The sequence below is a fragment of the Ruegeria sp. YKSE079 genome (assembly GCF_059612845.1).
This window is the reverse complement of record NZ_JBXWRJ010000007.1, coordinates 182,977-200,008: the sequence shown is the minus strand read 5'-3', so window position 1 is coordinate 200,008 and position 17,032 is coordinate 182,977. Positions and strand designations below refer to the sequence as shown.

Here is a 17,032-nt window from a genome sequence, read left to right as displayed (position 1 = left end):
CGAGATGGTCATGCCGGGCGACAACGTCGGCTTCACCGTCGAGCTGATCGCACCGATCGCGATGGAAGACGGCCTGCGCTTCGCCATCCGCGAAGGCGGCCGCACCGTCGGTGCCGGCGTCGTGTCGAAGATTATTGAATAATCCGTAGGCCGGGCTTCAGCCCGGCACATCGGTGAACTAAAGAAGGCCGCTCCATAAGGGGCGGCCTTTTGATTGGTCGCACAACCTGTCTTCAACCTACTTCGAATTGAAGAAGTTAAGACAATTTTCAGGATTTCACCTAATATGATTGATAGAAAATCAGGAACGAAGTTGCTGCAAAAATTGGCAATGCGATAGATGATCTGGTAGGAGACCTCTATTCGGACTTGGACAACGGCGTGAGTACCACGCAAGAGCCCGAAATATCATCTCGCATTTGCCAACGCCTTGAGGATAAAATCGACGGTGTTCAGATTGGTCCGTACTCTATTCGTGTGACCGGACAATCCCTGCCGGACCGGGGACCGAGATCAATCGAAAAAATTGTTGGTGCTGACATCTTTCTTTCCTTCTCGCTGGACGGAGATAGCGGTTTCGACAAAGGAGTTTTAATCCAAGCAAAATATGATCGCAGCGTAGACATGGATGAACTCAAAGAGTCCTGCAAAAAGATGACTAAGCATATCGGCTCCAAAGGGAATTATGTTTGGATCTACGAACGAAATGGTGTGTCAGTATATTCCAAAGCGCAAATTGAAGGTATGCAGGGTACTACGCTCACCGGACTTCGAGGACGATCAGTTTCAGGGCACTTGGGTCGGATCCTCGATTGCTATGCGGGGAATAAAAAATGGGGCATCCCTATTGGAAGTGATCGGCGGCAAGAAGTTAGGAAAATGCTACTTGCCGCACGTGCGAAGAACGGAATGGATATAGCCCTAGTTGAAAGTTAAAGCGTTACGGTTTTAACTTGAGACATATCCGGCAGCCTTGAAGTAGTTCCTGCATTCGGTTGGGTGGTAGAGGTCGCAGATAGCCGCGATGGCGCTGAAGACATCGGTGAAGGTGCGCGCACCGACCCGAAGCAGGTGAGCTTTGAGCTTCGAGAACGCCTGCTCAATCGGGTTCAGGTCAGGTGAGTATGGCGGCAGGTAGAGGAACCAGCAGCCGTGGTCACGCAAGGCCTTCGCGGCTTCTCTGTTGCGATGCGTCGACAGGTTGTCGAGGATGACCACCGTCCCGGGTGCGATCTCCGGGACAAGCACCTCGCGGATGTAGGCCGCGAAGGTCGGACCGTCCATCGCCCCCTTGATAGCCCACGGCGCAATCAATGCATCCTGCGTCAACCCGGCGATCAGCGTCTGTGTTCCCCAGCTTCCAAATGGTGCGTCCATCGTCAGGCGCTGACCTCGCTTGGCCCTGCCGCGCAGGCGGGTCAGGTTCGTCTTCACGGCTGTTTCATCAATGAACACAACACGATCCGACAGTGCAGCAATGGCAGGCAGGCGGTGCTTGAACCAATCTGCGCGTTGCTGCCTTACCTTGGCGCGGCGGCGTTCGGTCGCGACCAGCGACTTTTTTTGTACGTGAAGTCGAGCCGGGACAGCAGGTTGGCAATCGACGAGTGATGCACCTGAACGCCCTCCGCCTCCGCCAATGCGTCGCGCAGTTCGAAGAGCGAAATGTTGGGGTCCTGGGCGATCAGTTCCTCAAAGAATGCCCGATGTGGCGCCAGCTTTCTCCGACCGCGCGGAGGCCCCTGGGGCGCGGGGTTCGCATGACCTCTGGTCCGAACCTGACGCGCCCAACGCGCGCCTGTGGCGGGCGAAAGCCGCAAGCGCAACGCTGCCGCGCGCCCACTTAACCCTTCTTCAATCAATCTCTGAAAGCGCGTCCGAAACGCCAACGGCAAAGGTGCTGACATGATCCATCCTCCCAAACAGGATGAATCACACCCGAACCTCAATGGGAACCCCCCGCGATTCAGGTTTCAGTCGAAATGCTTTAGCGTGGGAATGATGCGAGTGGAGTCGTTACTACCGCTTCGAACCCATTTACCCCTTGCCAAACCCCACCAACCCCACTATCACGCGCGAGTTCTCAGCAAGAACGTCAAGGCGGGGTGATTCCCGCCTTTTGGGTTCGAAGAGGGTTGGCGATGCGCGTCTGTCCTCCTCTCAACCCCAACGCCTGATAAAAGGCTGTTACTATGCAAAGCCAAAATATCCGTATTCGGCTGAAGGCATTTGACTATCGCGTTCTGGATGCCAGCACGCAAGAGATCGTCAACACTGCCAAGCGGACCGGCGCGAACGTGCGCGGCCCGATCCCGCTGCCGAACAAGATCGAGAAGTTCACGGTTCTCCGTGGCCCTCACGTTGACAAGAAATCCCGCGACCAGTTCGAGATCCGCACGCACAAGCGTCTGCTCGACATCGTTGATCCGACCCCCCAGACCGTTGATGCGCTGATGAAGCTCGACCTCGCTGCTGGTGTGGACGTCGAGATCAAGCTGCAGTCGTAAGATCGGAGGGTATTTAATATGCGTTCCGGTATTATCGCAAAAAAAGTTGGCATGACCCGCCTGTTCATGGAAGACGGCAAGCAGATTCCTGTGACCGTTCTTCACCTGGACGGCCTGCAGGTCGTTGCACAGCGCACCGCTGACAAAGACGGCTATACCGCCGTTCAGCTGGGCGCCGGCGCTGCCAAGGCAAAACGCACCTCCAAGGCCATGCGCGGCCACTACGCCGCTGCCAAGGTCGAACCCAAGCGCAAGCTGGCCGAGTTCCGCGTCTCCGAAGATGGCCTGATCGAAGTGGGCGCCGAAATCTCGGCCGAACACTTCCTGGCTGGCCAGAAGGTTGACGTGTCGGGCACCTCGATCGGTAAAGGCTTTGCCGGTGCCATGAAGCGCCACAACTTCGGTGGTCTGCGCGCCTCGCACGGTGTGTCGATCAGCCACCGTTCGCACGGCTCGACCGGTCAGTGTCAGGACCCGGGCAAGGTGTTCAAAGGCAAGAAGATGGCCGGTCACATGGGTGCTGCCCGTGTTACCACCCAGAACCTCGAAGTGGTGAAAACCGATGCCGAGCGTGGCCTCGTCTTCATCAAGGGTGCCGTTCCGGGCCCGAAGTCGGGCTGGGTCACCGTCAAGGACGCCGTCAAGAAGAAAGCGCCCGAAGGCCTGCCGTTCCCGGCTGCGCTGAAAGGTGCCGCAACCGAAGCACCGGCGGAAGAAGCGCCCGCGGAAGGTGGTGAAGCATGAAACTTGATGTAATCAAACTGGACGGCGGCAAGGCAGGCGACATCGAACTGTCCGAAGACCTGTTCGGCCTGGAGCCGCGCGCGGACATCCTGCACCGTGTGGTCCGTTGGCAGCGCAACAACGCGCAGGCCGGCACCCACAAGGTCAAGACCCGCTCGGAAACCAGCTACTCGACCAAGAAGATCTATCGCCAGAAGGGCACCGGTGGCGCACGCCATGGTGACCGCAACGCGCCGATCTTCCGCAAGGGTGGCATCTACAAGGGTCCGACCCCGCGTTCGCACGGCCACGACCTGCCCAAGAAGTTCCGCAAGCTTGGCCTGCGCCACGCTCTGTCGGCCAAAGCCAAGGCAGGTGAACTGGTCGTGATCGAAGACGCCGCATCCGAGGGCAAGACCGCCGCTCTGGCCAAGCAGGTTGCAAACCTGGGCTGGAAGCGCGCTCTGGTCATCGACGGCGCCACCGTGAACGAAGGGTTCGCCCGCGCAGCCCGCAACATCGAAGGCCTGGATATCCTGCCGTCGATGGGCGCAAACGTCTATGACATCCTCAAGCGTGACACCCTGGTGCTCACCAAAGCGGCTGTCGAAGCACTGGAGGCTCGACTGAAATGAGTGCCAAGGCAGAACATTACGACGTGATCCGCAAGCCGATCATCACCGAAAAGTCGACCATGGCATCTGAGAATGGCGCGGTTGTCTTCGAAGTGGCGATCGACAGCAACAAGCCGCAGATCAAAGAGGCCGTCGAGGCGCTGTTTGGTGTGAAGGTCAAGGCGGTGAACACCACCGTGACCAAAGGCAAGGTCAAGCGGTTCCGCGGCCAGCTGGGCCGTCGGAAAGACGTCAAAAAAGCCTATGTGACCCTGGAAGAGGGTAACACCATCGACGTGTCCACCGGTCTCTGACCGAACCCGTCCTTGGAGAGAGATAAAAGCCCCCGCGAAAGCGGGGGTTTTTTTGTTGCGGGGGACTTAACGTCCAGTAATATCCGGACAATCAAAGGTTGAGGAATTTAGATGCTTAAGTCTGAAATTGAAGTCGCTAAGCGAACTGTCAACACCGATAGTGTTCAGATTACAATTGGCGAAGTTGGGAACATGTATTCTTCAGGCGAGTTGAATATTCTCCCGGACTTTCAGAGGCTTTTCAGGTGGACGAATGAGCGAAAATCCAACTTCGTCGAGTCTATTCTTGTGGGTATCCCTGTCCCACCTGTGTTTGCTTACGAAAACGAAGACGGCACATGGGAGCTTATAGACGGCCTGCAGCGAACCAGTACCCTACTAGAGTTCATGGGGCTGTTGAAAGACGTAGAAACGGGTGAATCACTTCGCTCCAAGCTTCAAGCGACTAAATACTTAGCTTCATTGGATAATGTGGTTTGGGAGAAAGAAGAGGACGACGAAGTTCAACTCGATAAAGCACTTCAGCTCTTCTTTCGCAGGGCACGCATCGAATTTCAAATCTTGAAGCACCCAAGTGATCCAAAAACAAAATACGATCTCTTTCAGCGTTTGAATCGCGGCGGAGCTTATGCCAATGAGCAAGAAGTGCGAACTTGCGCGATGGTTCTTGCAAATAGCGAATTTACCAAGGAAATTCGGGAATTCGCGAAGAGCCCTGAATTCAATTCTGTATTCAAGATTAATGATGCTCAGGCCGAGACCCAAAGAAACATAGAGTATGCTGTCCGACTACTCGTGCATATCTTCAAAGATTTTGACCGAGATCTCGATGTGCAAGAGTTTTTGGACCATGCCATTGTAGACATACTTGCGAGTGAAGACATGGCGAAAGCTATGGGAACCGTTTCCTGGACTGTGCAGATGTTGTACAAAGTTGCTGGTGATGACGCACTGATACCTCCAGCCAATGCGCCAGACGGTATTGCCCCACGTTTTTCCTTGAGGGCACTAGAAGCAATTGCCGTTGGCCTTGGGCGGAACAAAGAAGCAATCGAAGCATTGGCCAACTCAGAAAAATACATATCAGACAAAATTGCAAATTTCTGGCACCAGCCCGAAGTGGTGCCTATGAGTGCATCTGGACTGAGGGGAACCGTCAGATTGCAGCGGACTGTCCCGTTCGGAGCGCAATGGTTTAATCCTAATGTCTAACTTGGGGGCATTCTTCGATGAGATCGACGGAGCTCGACTCAGGCGGGCGAAGGAGTTGTCAGAAGTCAAAAGGTCTTTCAAGTACGCTGCATCCGGAGACGTCTATGGAGTAAAATCCAAAGCGGTTGTTGTATTGTCTTATGCCTGCTGGGAAGGTTTTTACAACGAATGTGTTAAATCATATTTGGGCTTCCTTAAATCAAGTGGCAGAAAGGTTCGCGACAAGGATTGGAGTTTGCTAGTTGGTGCGTTGAGCAGTGATTTTGACCGTGTCCGGGATCGAAACCACTCTCTTGAAGCTCGACACGGATTTGTGGCTAAATTGAAGAGCCAGATCGATTGTAGTTACGACAGTGTCGATGAAAAGATCGTGATGGCGCGTTCCAATCTTGATTTTTCACGCTTGTCTGAAAACTTCGGTTTGTTGGATTTTGATCTTGCTAGAATGCAGAGATTTCGGAATCGAATCGATAAAGAATTGGTGGGTTGGCGACATTCAGTTGCGCATGGTGACTCTCCAGATCTTACAGCAATGGATGTGGATGCGCACGTTGATTTTGCAGCGGCTTTATTGTTGGAGGTTGCTGACCTCTTTCAAGAAGCGATGCTAACAAGAGTTTAGTTTACGGTTTCCTTGGTGCACAATAATCGAGGAGAAGCTATAGACACCCACCCCCAACCCTGTTAGATGCTCCCAATCTTGCGGCCTCGGATTCGTTCCGGGGCCTTAGATATTTGAAACCGGGGACCTTCGGGGCCCTATACCCATGGCACCTACGGGGGCCTATCACATAGCGGGGGACCTCCCCTCGCACTTGCTAAACGGAAGACAGAAAGCATGGCACTCAAGTCGTACAAGCCGACGACGCCGGGCCAGCGCGGGCTGGTGCTGATCGACCGTTCGGAGCTTTGGAAAGGACGTCCGGTCAAGTCTCTCACTGAGGGTTTGACCAAATCGGGCGGCCGGAACAACACCGGACGGATCACTTCACGCCGCCGCGGCGGTGGCGCAAAGCGTCTCTACCGGATCGTTGACTTCAAACGGAACAAATTTGATGTCGCGGCAACCGTCGAGCGGATCGAATATGACCCGAACCGGACCGCGTTCATCGCGCTGATCAAATACGAAGACGGCGAGCAGGCCTATATCCTGGCTCCGCAGCGTCTTGCCGTTGGTGATCAGGTCGTGGCATCCGCCAAGGCCGACATCAAGCCCGGCAACGCAATGCCGTTCTCGGGCATGCCGATCGGTACCATTGTCCACAACATCGAGATGAAGCCCGGCAAGGGCGGTCAGATCGCACGTGCCGCCGGTACTTACGCTCAGTTCGTTGGTCGCGATGGCGGCTATGCCCAGATCCGTCTGAGCTCGGGCGAACTGCGCATGGTCCGTCAGGAATGCATGGCCACCGTCGGTGCCGTGTCCAACCCCGACAACAGCAACCAGAACTACGGCAAAGCCGGCCGCATGCGCCACAAGGGCATCCGTCCGTCGGTTCGCGGTGTCGCCATGAACCCGATCGACCACCCGCACGGTGGTGGTGAGGGCCGCACCTCGGGTGGCCGTACACCGGTAACCCCGTGGGGCAAGGACACCAAGGGTAAGCGTACCCGCAACAAGAACAAAGCGTCCCAGAAGCTGATCATCCGCTCGCGGCACGCCAAGAAGAAGGGACGTTAATCCATGTCTCGCTCTGTTTGGAAGGGTCCTTTCGTCGACGCTTACGTGCTGAAAAAAGCCGAAGCTGCGCGCGAATCGGGCCGCAACGAAGTCATCAAGATCTGGTCGCGTCGTTCCACCATCCTGCCCCAGTTCGTGGGTCTGACCTTTGGTGTGTACAACGGCCAGAAACATATCCCCGTCAACGTCTCGGAAGACATGATCGGTCAGAAGTTCGGTGAATACTCGCCGACCCGCACCTATTATGGCCATGCCGCTGACAAAAAAGCGAAGCGGAAGTAAGTCATGGGCAAGGAAAAGAACCCCCGCCGCGTGGCCGAAAACGAAGCAATGGCGAAAACCCGCATGCTTCGGACCAGCCCGCAGAAACTGAACCTGGTTGCAGCGATGATCCGCGGCAAGAAAGTCGAGAAGGCGCTGACCGACCTGACTTTCTCGAACAAGCGTGTCGCGCAGGATGTGAAGAAATGCCTTCAGTCCGCCATCGCCAACGCCGAGAACAACCACAACCTGGACGTCGATGAACTGATCGTCGCCGAGGCCTATGTGGGCAAGAACCTGGTCATGAAACGCGGTCGCCCGCGCGCCCGTGGCCGTTACGGCAAGATCATGAAGCCGTTCTCGGAGATCACCATCAAGGTGCGTCAAGTTGAGGAGCAAGCCTAATGGGACATAAAGTCAATCCGATCGGCATGCGCCTTCAGGTCAACCGCACCTGGGACAGCCGCTGGTACGCAGATACCAAGGACTACGGCGATCTTCTGCTGGAAGACCTCAAGATCCGCGAGTTCATCCAGAAAGAGTGCAAGCAGGCCGGCGTGGCCCGTGTGATCATCGAACGCCCGCACAAGAAGTGCCGCGTCACGATCCACACCGCACGTCCGGGTGTCATCATCGGCAAGAAAGGCGCCGACATCGAGGTTCTGCGCAAGAAACTGGCGGCGATGACCGACAGCGAACTGCACCTGAACATCGTCGAAGTGCGCAAGCCCGAGCTTGACGCGCAGCTGGTTGCCGAGTCGATCGCTCAGCAGCTCGAGCGCCGCGTCTCGTTCCGCCGCGCGATGAAACGGGCCGTGCAGAACGCCATGCGCATGGGCGCCCTGGGTATCCGGGTGAACGTCGCCGGTCGTCTGGGTGGTGCCGAAATCGCACGGACCGAATGGTACCGCGAAGGTCGCGTTCCGCTGCACACGCTGCGTGCCGACATCGATTACGCACTTGCCGAAGCTTCGACCCCTTACGGGATCATCGGAATCAAGGTCTGGATCTTCAAAGGTGAGATCATGGAGCACGATCCGCAGGCACGTGACCGTAAAGCACAGGAACTCCAGGACGGCCCTGCACCTCGTGGTGCTGGTGGCGGTCGTCGCTAAGGAGGATTTGAGATGCTTCAACCAAAGCGCACAAAATTCCGCAAGATGTTCAAAGGCCGGATCAAGGGCGAAGCCAAGGGCGGCTCTGATCTGAACTTTGGCACCTACGGTCTCAAAGCTCTCGAGCCCGAGCGTGTAACCGCACGCCAGATCGAAGCTGCACGTCGTGCCATGACCCGTCACATGAAACGTCAGGGCCGTGTCTGGATCCGGATCTTCCCGGATACCCCGGTAACCTCCAAGCCGACCGAAGTCCGTATGGGTAAAGGTAAAGGCTCGGTGGATTTCTGGGCAGCCAAGGTCAAGCCGGGCCGTGTGATGTTCGAGATCGACGGCGTCAATGACGACATCGCCCGCGAGGCCCTGCGCCTGGCCGCGATGAAGCTGCCGATCAAGACCCGCGTCGTGGTTCGCGAAGACTGGTAAGATCAGGGCAAAGGCCCGATCTGTTACGAATTGACCCTGCCGGGAAACCGGCAGGGTTTTTCCTTTTTGGGCGCCAGGTATCTGCGCAACTCGATCTCCTGACGGCACCTTGCTGGAAAAATCGCGACGGTCATGGTTATCATCGTCAGGTCCGGGACCAACCGGCGAGGAAAACCATGATGTACCGCATCCAGCAAATATCTCGCAGCGCCGTCATCTTGTTGTTGGTTTCATTGCTTTGGGCGTTCTCCGCACCAAGGCTTTGGGCCGCGTCGCCAGAAATCAACCTGGGCCATTTCAACGGTCTGGCGATGAACGGCTATGACGTCATGACCTATTGGAATGGCGGCAACCCGCAAAAGGGCGATCCCGAAATATCCACCGAATACAAAGATGCCACATGGGTTTTTCTGAACGAAGGTAACCGGCGGGAATTTCTGACCGATCCCGACAAGTACGCGCCGCAATACGGCGGATATTGTGCCTATGCTGCCAGCCTGAACGCCGTGGCCGATGTCGATCCGTTTGCATGGCGGATCTGGAACGACAAGCTGTACCTCAACTACAGCCCACGGGTGCGGCGCATCTGGGCCAGCGATATCGACGGAAATATTCATAAGGCGGATGGTTTCTGGCCAGACTTGCTGAACCACTAGCTCTCAGCTGTCTATCGCTTTCGCTACCTATGATATGATGATGACATTGCAATCATAGGGGGCAATCATGTTTCACATGCTGACATGCTTTAATCTGAAAAACGGCGTAACCATGCCGGACTTCAAATCCGAATACATGGATTTTGTAGCGTATATGCAAAGTATCGGCTTGGTTGAGAAAACATCACCGATCGGCCAGCGAGACAGTGACACTATCATGGACAGTGACAGTGAGCGAGATCACGAATTCTTCGTTACGATGTCATTTCGTGATCGAGCCCAGGTTGATGCCGCAGTGGAGTTGTTGGCGACCCATACAGGCAAGTCCGAGACAAAACATCGCTCCGTATATTCTAAAGTGCGGGATCAGATCTTCATTTGTTGGAAGGACATGAACTGAGTTTGAAGCGTCAAATAGCGCTATCGCCAGTTGGACTTGGCAAGACTCATGAACTGCCTCCGACTTACCGTGACACCGCGAATGTTTGCATCCGGCCTTTGCCCTTGATCTCCACATCACCCAACGGATCAACCTTCACGGCCTCGCCCAGACAGGCTCGGGTCGCCTCGGTGATCTGGATGATGCCGGGCTGGCCATGCGATTCCATGCGCGAGGCCACGTTCACGGTGTCGCCCCACAGATCATAGGCAAACTTCCGTTCACCGATCACACCGGCCACGACCGGCCCTGAACTGATGCCAATGCGCATGTTGAACGGGAAGTCGCCTGAATCGTTGATCTCCTGCGCCGCGTCGATCATGTCGAGCGCCAGCGCCACCATGGCCTGTGCGTGATCTTCACGCGGCTCCGGCAGACCCGCGACCACCATATAGGCGTCGCCGATTGTCTTGATCTTCTCGCAACCGTGCTTTTCGACCAGCGCATCAAATCGGGAAAACGCGGCGTTCAGGGTGCGCACGATTTCGGGCGGCGACAGCTTGTCCGAGGTTTCGGTGAAATTGACGATATCGGCAAACAGCACCGATACACTTGGATGTTCGTCGGCGATCAGGTGCGGATCGTTCTTAAGGCGCGCGGCAATGGGCTCGGGCAGAATGTTCAGCAAAAGGGTCTCGGCCCGCTCGTATTCCCGTTCCAGCTCTTTTTCGGCGCGCGCGGCGGCGGTTGCGTAAATCGCCGCGAACACACCGAGCATCGGAATGATCGGTGCCGTGTTGAATATGAAAAAGAACATGGTCCAGCCGTCCGCCAGCGGGCGCGCGGGTTGGGACAGGGTTCCATATATCCCGATGGCGACGAATGCCATCGCACTGATCACGCTGCCCACCAGCCGGCCACGCGGCCGTCCGTAGGGCAACATGGGAAACAACAGCGTGGGCATGAACAGATAGCTCACAAAGAACGGCGCCAGCCCCATATAGTAGGTGCAGAGCGCCGCGTGGGTGGGGATCTCGACCAGAAACGTCAGCAGGGTGAGCCATTTGATGTCCCGCAGGGTCAGGGCGGCCCAACATCCGATGCCGATGAGCAGGGTGGAAAAAATGTTGAAAACCGCCATCACCGGCTGATCGGCGAACCAGAACAGAAGGATGAACGACCCGTGGGAAAACACCCCGATCGGAAACCCGGCACGGGCCAACCCGTACGCGCGCACCATCTCGCTGGATGACCCGGGCGGCGCCCGGTTTATCCAGCCAAGCAAGGCCGCTTGTCGTGTCTGGTACTCCATTCCCGACACCCCCCCGTCAGCCACCATTTTCGGGTGCAAGGCGTTTGCCTGTCAACATTGACGCGCCCGCGAAAGCGCCCCATTTGCCTCTCGATCACCGGGCAGAGCTGGGATAAGAGGGCGCCATGGCCCAGATTGAATCGCTCTTCGTCACCCGTCTCTACCGCGCCGCCTTGTCGGAATTCGCCCCCCGGATCGACCCGGAGGAGCTGGAGAACTCCTGCCTTGTCATCGCCGAAGACGACGACGCCGGCCATGACTGGTGCGAACAAAACGGCTATCCCGGCTATACCTCCTATGCGTCGCTGACCGATCTGCCCTGGCGCTTCCCGATCTTCGCCGATCTGGTCAGGGTGCTGGATCAGCACGTCGCGGCCTTTGCAGCGGATCTGGAATTCGATCTGGATGACCGCGAACTCAAGCTCGAGGACCTGTGGATCAACATCCTGCCGCAAGGCGGGATGCATGCCAGCCACCTGCACCCGCATTCGGTGATCTCCGGCACCACCTATGTCTCGATGCCGCAAGGCGCCAGCGCGCTGAAACTCGAAGACCCGCGTTCAGGCCGCATGATGGCCGCCCCGGTCCGCCGCAAGGAGGCGCGGCGCGAGTTGCAGCCCTTCATCTACATGAAACCGCAGGTGGGCGATGTCCTGCTGTGGGAAAGCTGGCTGCGTCACGAAGTGCCGATGAACATGGCCGAGGATGAGCGCATCAGCGTCAGCTTCAACTATCGCTGGGACTAGGCAGTTCCAAGCTCCCGTCGATTGATCAGGATCAAGAACGTCCGTGCCGGATCACATTAGACTTTGCGCCAATGCATCGGCCCGGCAAGATGAGTCGGGTGGGCGTGCAGCACAACTGATTTGATCGGACACACGCCATGCTGGGCTTTGTCACGTTGGTTCTGGCGGCACTGGTCGCAGGCGCGACCGGCGCGATGGGGCAGGGGCTGGACCCGCACCGCATTTACGAAGAAAGCTGCGCAAGATGCCACGCCCCACATGCTGGCGATTTCGTGTGGGATGAGCTTGGCGAGTCCGGCGGCGTGCTGACCGGCGCCCGGTCGGGACGTCCGGTCGCGGCCTATCTGATGTCCGGGCATGGCGGTCTGTCACCGGACGAGGCAGAGGCCTTGCTGGCGCATTTCCGGCAGGTGCGCAATTCGGGCGGTGCGTTCATGGAAAAATGCCGGATTTGCCACGCAACGGCGGTGGAACTTGTGCGCGGTCACCTGATCATCGACAATGGCGCGCTGACGGGGCGGTATACCGGGCGCGACATCGCAACGTTCCTGACCGGTCACGGCAGGCTGACGCCGCAGCAGGCCGTGGATATGCTGGATGTCCTCACGCGTGTTGCCACAACGCAGGGTCTGGTGAAATAAATCGCCCCTGCCGCCACGCGGTCCGGGGTCGCGCATGCACCGTCAATCGAACACGATCGTGACCGGTATACCGGCCAGCATCTCTCCCAGATTGGACACCCGCGTCGCGCGGTCGAACTGGCCGTGGTTGTTCAGCCCGGTGCCCAGCAGTTGCACGATCTCCGGCGATCCGGCGAATTTCGAATGGCTGCCCGAGGTCGAGTCGTCGATCTCCGTCAGGTCGATTGCAACGACCCCAAGCTCGGCCAGCTCTTCGCTGTTGCTGGCCCCGACGCGCGGCACCCCACCCGCCAGTCTGCGCGAGAAGTTCAGCGCGCTGTCATCCTTGGACAGCAACACAAAAATGTCCTCGTCCAGATGGCCGATTTCCTGCAGTTGAATCCGGAACAGATCCATGTCGATATCGGGCGACGCCAGGGTCACGGTCTTTAGCCGCTTGGTATGGTTCAGCCTGCCCCGCTTTGCCGCGTCCACGATGGCCTCCATGGTCAGAAAGGCTCCCATGGAATGGGCAAAGATATCGTATCCGTCGGCATTGGTCCGCGACAGGATCGAGCCGATCTCTTCGACCTTGGGGCGTGCGATCAGCGCGCTGTTCAGGTCATAGACATATTTGGTGATTTTCGCGGCAGAGGCCCAGTCAAACAGAACCGGAACGCCGACATAATCTGAATCCTCGACAAACTGGGCAAGGCGCAGAACCGCATCGCTGGTGGTGTTGTTATAGCCATGGACAAAGAACAGGACATCGCGCCTGCCTGCGGGCAGCTTCGCAAGCTCTGCGTTCACGGCGCGAATGAACGCATCATCCGAGCCATAGATCTTGGGGTCGATGATCGCGAACTCCGTTCGCGGGTCGGGCGGCAACCGCTTGGCGCGTTCAAGATTGCCGGTCTGATGGATCGGGGGGATTGACACCTCGACCGAGGCCAGCCCCAGTTCCGGCGCGCGTTTGTCCGAATAAAGCGCTCCGACAACCTCCGACGCCTGACGGGTCGAGGCGATGAAAACCTGATGCTTTCTGGCGCTGCCAACAGATGCAACCGGGTTCTCGGGATTGTCGACACCGATCAGTTCCGGGGGGCGCGAGCAGGCGGCCAAAACCGCAAACACGGCAATCAGACCCAGCAGTTTAAGATATCTCACGGCACGCCCTCTCTCAAATTCGTCGTCACCCGCCCGCAATTCCGATGGCTTTTACGGCAGAATTGTCAATGCGGTTTGGAATTCGATTTTTCCTGTTGGTACCCGGTCAACCGGAAACAGGCAATGTACAAGCGTCCACCTCGGTCTTCTGCTATGCTCGGGCAATCAGAGGAGTGACAGAGATGAAAGAGGCTGAACGCGTCGTCCGCCAATTCCACGAAAGCTGGGGGATGCGTGATCCCGACCGCGGTGCCGAGGTGATCGCGGATGATTGCCGGTTCGAGGATGTCGCCCGCGGCGAAACGCAACCGGGCAAGGCGGCGTACAAAGAGGATTACCTGCGCTGGCGCAAGGCCTTTCCGGACGGCGAATGCATCGTCGACAATGTCATCGTCAGCGACTGCGGCGAATGGGCAATTGTCGAATTTCACAACACCGGAACCCACACCGGCGTGCTGCATTCCAGCTTTGGCGATTTCCAGCCCACGGGCAAGCGATACGAAGTGCGCTATTGCTCTGTCATGCGGGTCAAGGATGGGAAGGTTGTCGAAGGTCGGGATTATTATGACAGCGCCACGATTGCGAAGCATTTGGGCCTGATGTAAAGAACGGCCGTGAAAGAGGCATTTTCTGCGCAATTTCTTTCCAAACTTTCCCTTGCCACCCACCCCCGAACCCCCTATAGAGCGGCATCCTGCGTGTCCCCCGGCCGAGTCGGGGGATTCGTATGTCTGTCATTCATCCACCAGGTCCAAGGTGACCCGTGTACGGGGCCTTCTGGTGTTTTGAGCAAAGGAAAAAGGCGATGAACGCCCAGGAACTACGTAACAAGACCCCGGACCAGCTCCGCGAGGAACTGGCCAACCTGAAGAAAGAAAGCTTCAACCTGCGCTTTCAACAGGCAACCGGTCAGCTGGAAAGCACTGCCGGCATCAAAGCGGCCCGCCGCAACGCTGCCCGCGTCAAGACCATTCTGAACGAAAAGGCCGCTGCCGCGGCATCCGAGGAGTAATCAGATGCCCAAGCGTATCCTGCAAGGCACCGTGACCAGCGACGCCAACGAACAGACCGTGACCGTTCTGGTCGAGCGCCGCTTCAAGCACCCGCTGCTGCACAAAACCGTTCGTAAGTCCAAGAAATACCGGGCTCACGACGAAAAGAACGCCTTCAAGGTCGGCGACACAGTCCGCATCATCGAATGCGCGCCGAAATCGAAGACGAAACGCTGGGAGGTTCTGGAGGCGTAAGCCACCGGAACTTTTCCTTTTGTCGAAACCCTGGGGGATTTAACAAGACCAGCCCCCACAGGTCGGGAGAAACCACATGATCCAGATGCAGACCAATCTGGATGTCGCTGACAACTCCGGCGCTCGCCGAGTTCAGTGCATCAAGGTCCTGGGTGGTTCCAAGCGTAAATACGCCTCCGTCGGCGACATCATTGTCGTCTCGGTGAAGGAAGCCATCCCGCGCGGCCGCGTGAAGAAAGGTGACGTCCGCAAGGCCGTCGTCGTGCGCACCGCCAAAGAAGTCCGTCGCGAAGACGGCACCGCGATCCGTTTCGATCGCAACGCCGCCGTTATCCTGAACAACAACAACGAGCCGGTCGGTACCCGTATCTTTGGCCCGGTTGTTCGCGAGCTGCGCGCAAAGAACTTCATGAAGATCATCTCGCTGGCTCCGGAGGTGCTGTAATCATGGCTGCTAAACTCCGCAAAGGCGACAAGGTCGTCGTGCTGGCCGGCAAGGACAAGGGCAAAGAGGGCACCATTACCTCGGTCGACCCGCAAGCCGGTAAAGCTGTTGTCGACGGCGTGAACATCGCCATCCGCCACACCCGCCAGTCGCAGACCGAGCAAGGCGGCCGCCTGCCCAAGGCACTGCCGATCGATCTGTCGAATCTGGCTCTGCTGGACAAGAACGGCAAGGCAACCCGCGTCGGCTTCCGTATGGAAGGTGACAAGAAGGTGCGCTTCGCCAAGACCACGGGGGACGTGATCGATGCTTGATGCTGCAACCTACACCCCGCGCCTCAAGGCCGATTACAAGAACCGCATCCGCGCGGCTCTGAAAGAAGAGTTCGGCTACAAGAACGAGATGATGATCCCCAAGCTGGAGAAGATCGTTCTGAACATCGGCTGCGGCGCCGAGGCCGTGAAAGACTCCAAGAAAGCCAAATCGGCTGTCGAGGATCTGACCGCCATCGCTGGCCAGCAGGCCATTTCGACCAAAGCGAAGAAGTCGATCGCTGGTTTCCGCGTCCGTGAAGACATGCCGCTGGGTGCGAAAGTGACCCTGCGCGGCGACCGGATGTACGAATTCCTGGATCGTCTGATCACCATCGCGATGCCTCGCGTGCGTGACTTCCGCGGTGTGAAACCCTCGTTCGATGGCCGTGGCAACTTTGCCATGGGCATGAAAGAGCACATCGTGTTCCCCGAGATCGACTTCGACAAGGTCGACGAGGTCTGGGGCATGGACATCGTAATTGCCACCACAGCGAAAACCGACGCTGAAGGCAAGGCACTGTTGAAGCTCTTCAACATGCCCTTCAACGCCTGAGCGCCGGGAGGAATAAGACATGGCTAAAAAAGCAATGATCGAGCGCGAGAAGAAGCGCGAGCGCCTGGTGGCACAATACGCCGCAAAGCGCGCCGAGCTGAAAGAAATCGCGAATGACGAAAGCAAGCCGATGGAAGAGCGCTTCAAGGCGCGTCTGAAACTGGCGAAACTGCCGCGCAACAGCTCGGCAACCCGTCTGCACAACCGTTGTCAGCTGACCGGTCGTCCGCACGCTTACTACCGTAAGCTCAAGGTCAGCCGGATCATGCTGCGCGAGCTGGGTTCTGCTGGTCAGATCCCCGGCATGGTGAAATCGAGCTGGTAAGGGAGAGAGTGATATGAACGATCCTATCGGCGATATGCTCACCCGTATCCGCAACGCGCAAATGCGCGGCAAGTCCACCGTGATCACTCCGGCGTCGAAACTGCGAGCCTGGGTTCTGGACGTGCTGGCGGACGAAGGTTACATTCGTGGCTATGAAAAGACGACCGGTGCAAACGGTCATCCGGCCATCGAAATCAGCCTGAAATACTACGAAGGCACCCCTGTCATTCGCGAACTCAAGCGGGTCTCAAAGCCCGGCCGTCGCGTGTACATGGGCGTCAATGACATCCCGCAGGTCCGTCAGGGTCTGGGCGTGTCGATTGTCAGCACTCCGAAAGGTGTGATGTCGGACCAGAACGCACGCTCCAACAATGTTGGCGGCGAAGTGCTCTGCACCGTCTTCTAAGGAGGTCTG

General features: G+C 57.4%; 29 protein-coding genes. 25 read left to right on the top strand and 4 right to left on the bottom strand.

Annotated elements, in window-relative coordinates; translation table 11 throughout:
* Together AC2FMY_RS08820 and AC2FMY_RS08815 are read left to right on the top strand one after the other, a co-directional pair.
* On the top strand, window positions 1-142 hold a 142-nt coding region (locus AC2FMY_RS08820), incomplete at its 5' end, for an EF-Tu C-terminal domain-related protein (RefSeq protein WP_496807250.1).
* A 239-nt stretch (window positions 143-381) separates the two neighbouring features.
* On the top strand, window positions 382-936 hold the full coding sequence (locus AC2FMY_RS08815; RefSeq protein ID WP_496807247.1) for a hypothetical protein: 555 nt from the start codon (window positions 382-384) through the stop codon (window positions 934-936).
* Window positions 937-948: 12 nt separating this feature from the next.
* Here the strand turns inward: AC2FMY_RS08815 and AC2FMY_RS08810 are convergent, their stop codons facing one another.
* Together AC2FMY_RS08810 and AC2FMY_RS08805 are read right to left on the bottom strand one after the other, a co-directional pair.
* Window positions 949-1,554, bottom strand: a complete 606-nt coding sequence (locus tag AC2FMY_RS08810) for an IS630 family transposase (protein ID WP_496807249.1) — start codon at window positions 1,552-1,554, stop codon at window positions 949-951.
* Window positions 1,521-1,907, bottom strand: a complete 387-nt coding sequence (locus tag AC2FMY_RS08805; RefSeq protein ID WP_496748674.1) for a transposase — start codon at window positions 1,905-1,907, stop codon at window positions 1,521-1,523. Before AC2FMY_RS08805 ends, AC2FMY_RS08810 begins: the two co-directional genes overlap by 34 nt.
* Window positions 1,908-2,192: 285 nt before the next feature.
* On the opposite strand from AC2FMY_RS08805, the gene rpsJ reads away from it, so the two are divergent.
* The 13 genes from rpsJ to AC2FMY_RS08740 all read left to right on the top strand — a co-directional run bounded on the left by rpsJ (window position 2,193) and on the right by AC2FMY_RS08740 (window position 9,909).
* Complete coding sequence (rpsJ, locus tag AC2FMY_RS08800; RefSeq protein ID WP_008756422.1) at window positions 2,193-2,507, top strand: 30S ribosomal protein S10; 315 nt, start codon at window positions 2,193-2,195, stop codon at window positions 2,505-2,507.
* Between the two features lie 18 nt (window positions 2,508-2,525).
* Window positions 2,526-3,251 carry a 50S ribosomal protein L3 gene (gene rplC, locus AC2FMY_RS08795; protein WP_480750431.1) on the top strand — a complete coding sequence of 242 codons (726 nt, stop codon included), beginning with the start codon at window positions 2,526-2,528 and terminating at the stop codon, window positions 3,249-3,251.
* A complete protein-coding gene (gene rplD / locus AC2FMY_RS08790) occupies window positions 3,248-3,865 on the top strand; it encodes a 50S ribosomal protein L4 (RefSeq protein WP_480750430.1) in 618 nt (205 codons plus the stop codon). The genes rplC and rplD overlap by 4 nt, the downstream gene beginning before the upstream one ends.
* A complete protein-coding gene (locus AC2FMY_RS08785) occupies window positions 3,862-4,158 on the top strand; it encodes a 50S ribosomal protein L23 (protein WP_008757532.1) in 297 nt (98 codons plus the stop codon). The genes rplD and AC2FMY_RS08785 overlap by 4 nt, the downstream gene beginning before the upstream one ends.
* Window positions 4,159-4,269: 111 nt before the next feature.
* On the top strand, window positions 4,270-5,370 hold the full coding sequence (locus tag AC2FMY_RS08780) for a GmrSD restriction endonuclease domain-containing protein (protein WP_496807246.1): 1,101 nt from the start codon (window positions 4,270-4,272) through the stop codon (window positions 5,368-5,370).
* Complete coding sequence (locus AC2FMY_RS08775) at window positions 5,363-5,992, top strand: MAE_28990/MAE_18760 family HEPN-like nuclease (RefSeq protein ID WP_480474050.1); 630 nt, start codon at window positions 5,363-5,365, stop codon at window positions 5,990-5,992. The genes AC2FMY_RS08780 and AC2FMY_RS08775 overlap by 8 nt, the downstream gene beginning before the upstream one ends.
* Window positions 5,993-6,208: 216 nt before the next feature.
* Window positions 6,209-7,051 carry a 50S ribosomal protein L2 gene (gene rplB / locus AC2FMY_RS08770; protein ID WP_496807245.1) on the top strand — a complete coding sequence of 281 codons (843 nt, stop codon included), beginning with the start codon at window positions 6,209-6,211 and terminating at the stop codon, window positions 7,049-7,051.
* Between the two features lie 3 nt (window positions 7,052-7,054).
* Window positions 7,055-7,333, top strand: a complete 279-nt coding sequence (rpsS, locus tag AC2FMY_RS08765) for a 30S ribosomal protein S19 (RefSeq protein WP_005980699.1) — start codon at window positions 7,055-7,057, stop codon at window positions 7,331-7,333.
* A gap of 3 nt (window positions 7,334-7,336) precedes the next feature.
* On the top strand, window positions 7,337-7,717 hold the full coding sequence (gene rplV, locus AC2FMY_RS08760) for a 50S ribosomal protein L22 (RefSeq protein WP_480750425.1): 381 nt from the start codon (window positions 7,337-7,339) through the stop codon (window positions 7,715-7,717).
* Window positions 7,717-8,427 carry a 30S ribosomal protein S3 gene (gene rpsC, locus AC2FMY_RS08755; RefSeq protein WP_480603196.1) on the top strand — a complete coding sequence of 237 codons (711 nt, stop codon included), beginning with the start codon at window positions 7,717-7,719 and terminating at the stop codon, window positions 8,425-8,427. Before rplV ends, rpsC begins: the two co-directional genes overlap by 1 nt.
* A gap of 12 nt (window positions 8,428-8,439) precedes the next feature.
* Window positions 8,440-8,853 (top strand): 50S ribosomal protein L16, encoded by a 414-nt coding sequence (rplP, locus tag AC2FMY_RS08750; protein WP_480750424.1) that lies wholly within the window; start codon window positions 8,440-8,442, stop codon window positions 8,851-8,853.
* 179 nt (window positions 8,854-9,032) lie between these two features.
* Window positions 9,033-9,509 (top strand): YHS domain-containing (seleno)protein, encoded by a 477-nt coding sequence (locus AC2FMY_RS08745; protein ID WP_496748089.1) that lies wholly within the window; start codon window positions 9,033-9,035, stop codon window positions 9,507-9,509.
* A gap of 67 nt (window positions 9,510-9,576) precedes the next feature.
* Window positions 9,577-9,909: a DUF6614 family protein gene (locus tag AC2FMY_RS08740; protein WP_496748091.1), complete on the top strand. Its 333-nt coding sequence runs from the start codon at window positions 9,577-9,579 to the stop codon at window positions 9,907-9,909.
* 64 nt (window positions 9,910-9,973) lie between these two features.
* Here the strand turns inward: AC2FMY_RS08740 and AC2FMY_RS08735 are convergent, their stop codons facing one another.
* Window positions 9,974-11,200 carry an adenylate/guanylate cyclase domain-containing protein gene (locus AC2FMY_RS08735; RefSeq protein ID WP_496807244.1) on the bottom strand — a complete coding sequence of 409 codons (1,227 nt, stop codon included), beginning with the start codon at window positions 11,198-11,200 and terminating at the stop codon, window positions 9,974-9,976.
* A 125-nt stretch (window positions 11,201-11,325) separates the two neighbouring features.
* Here AC2FMY_RS08735 and AC2FMY_RS08730 point away from each other — a divergent pair, with 125 nt between their 5' ends.
* Window positions 11,326-11,946 (top strand): 2OG-Fe(II) oxygenase family protein, encoded by a 621-nt coding sequence (locus AC2FMY_RS08730; protein WP_496807243.1) that lies wholly within the window; start codon window positions 11,326-11,328, stop codon window positions 11,944-11,946.
* 137 nt (window positions 11,947-12,083) lie between these two features.
* Window positions 12,084-12,587 carry a hypothetical protein gene (locus AC2FMY_RS08725; protein WP_496807242.1) on the top strand — a complete coding sequence of 168 codons (504 nt, stop codon included), beginning with the start codon at window positions 12,084-12,086 and terminating at the stop codon, window positions 12,585-12,587.
* Window positions 12,588-12,629: 42 nt separating this feature from the next.
* Here the strand turns inward: AC2FMY_RS08725 and AC2FMY_RS08720 are convergent, their stop codons facing one another.
* Complete coding sequence (locus tag AC2FMY_RS08720; protein ID WP_496807241.1) at window positions 12,630-13,733, bottom strand: alpha/beta hydrolase; 1,104 nt, start codon at window positions 13,731-13,733, stop codon at window positions 12,630-12,632.
* A 182-nt stretch (window positions 13,734-13,915) separates the two neighbouring features.
* On the opposite strand from AC2FMY_RS08720, the gene AC2FMY_RS08715 reads away from it, so the two are divergent.
* The 8 genes from AC2FMY_RS08715 (at window position 13,916) to rpsH (ending at window position 17,023) form a co-directional block, all read left to right on the top strand.
* Entirely contained in the window at window positions 13,916-14,338 is a 423-nt protein-coding gene (locus tag AC2FMY_RS08715; protein WP_496807240.1) for an ester cyclase, read from the top strand.
* A gap of 200 nt (window positions 14,339-14,538) precedes the next feature.
* Window positions 14,539-14,745, top strand: coding sequence for a 50S ribosomal protein L29 (rpmC, locus tag AC2FMY_RS08710; RefSeq protein WP_480750416.1), 207 nt, complete (start codon window positions 14,539-14,541; stop codon window positions 14,743-14,745).
* A gap of 4 nt (window positions 14,746-14,749) precedes the next feature.
* Complete coding sequence (gene rpsQ, locus AC2FMY_RS08705; RefSeq protein ID WP_171179753.1) at window positions 14,750-14,980, top strand: 30S ribosomal protein S17; 231 nt, start codon at window positions 14,750-14,752, stop codon at window positions 14,978-14,980.
* Between the two features lie 76 nt (window positions 14,981-15,056).
* On the top strand, window positions 15,057-15,425 hold the full coding sequence (gene rplN, locus AC2FMY_RS08700) for a 50S ribosomal protein L14 (protein WP_005621870.1): 369 nt from the start codon (window positions 15,057-15,059) through the stop codon (window positions 15,423-15,425).
* 2 nt (window positions 15,426-15,427) lie between these two features.
* Window positions 15,428-15,739, top strand: coding sequence for a 50S ribosomal protein L24 (gene rplX / locus AC2FMY_RS08695; RefSeq protein WP_480750415.1), 312 nt, complete (start codon window positions 15,428-15,430; stop codon window positions 15,737-15,739).
* The gene (gene rplE, locus AC2FMY_RS08690; protein WP_496748097.1) at window positions 15,732-16,292 is read left to right on the top strand and encodes a 50S ribosomal protein L5; all 561 of its coding nucleotides are present in this window, start codon (window positions 15,732-15,734) and stop codon (window positions 16,290-16,292) included. Before rplX ends, rplE begins: the two co-directional genes overlap by 8 nt.
* A 19-nt stretch (window positions 16,293-16,311) precedes the next feature.
* Window positions 16,312-16,617, top strand: a complete 306-nt coding sequence (gene rpsN, locus AC2FMY_RS08685; protein WP_496748099.1) for a 30S ribosomal protein S14 — start codon at window positions 16,312-16,314, stop codon at window positions 16,615-16,617.
* Window positions 16,618-16,630: 13 nt separating this feature from the next.
* Window positions 16,631-17,023, top strand: a complete 393-nt coding sequence (gene rpsH, locus AC2FMY_RS08680; protein ID WP_480750412.1) for a 30S ribosomal protein S8 — start codon at window positions 16,631-16,633, stop codon at window positions 17,021-17,023.
* Window positions 17,024-17,032 lie beyond the last annotated feature (9 nt).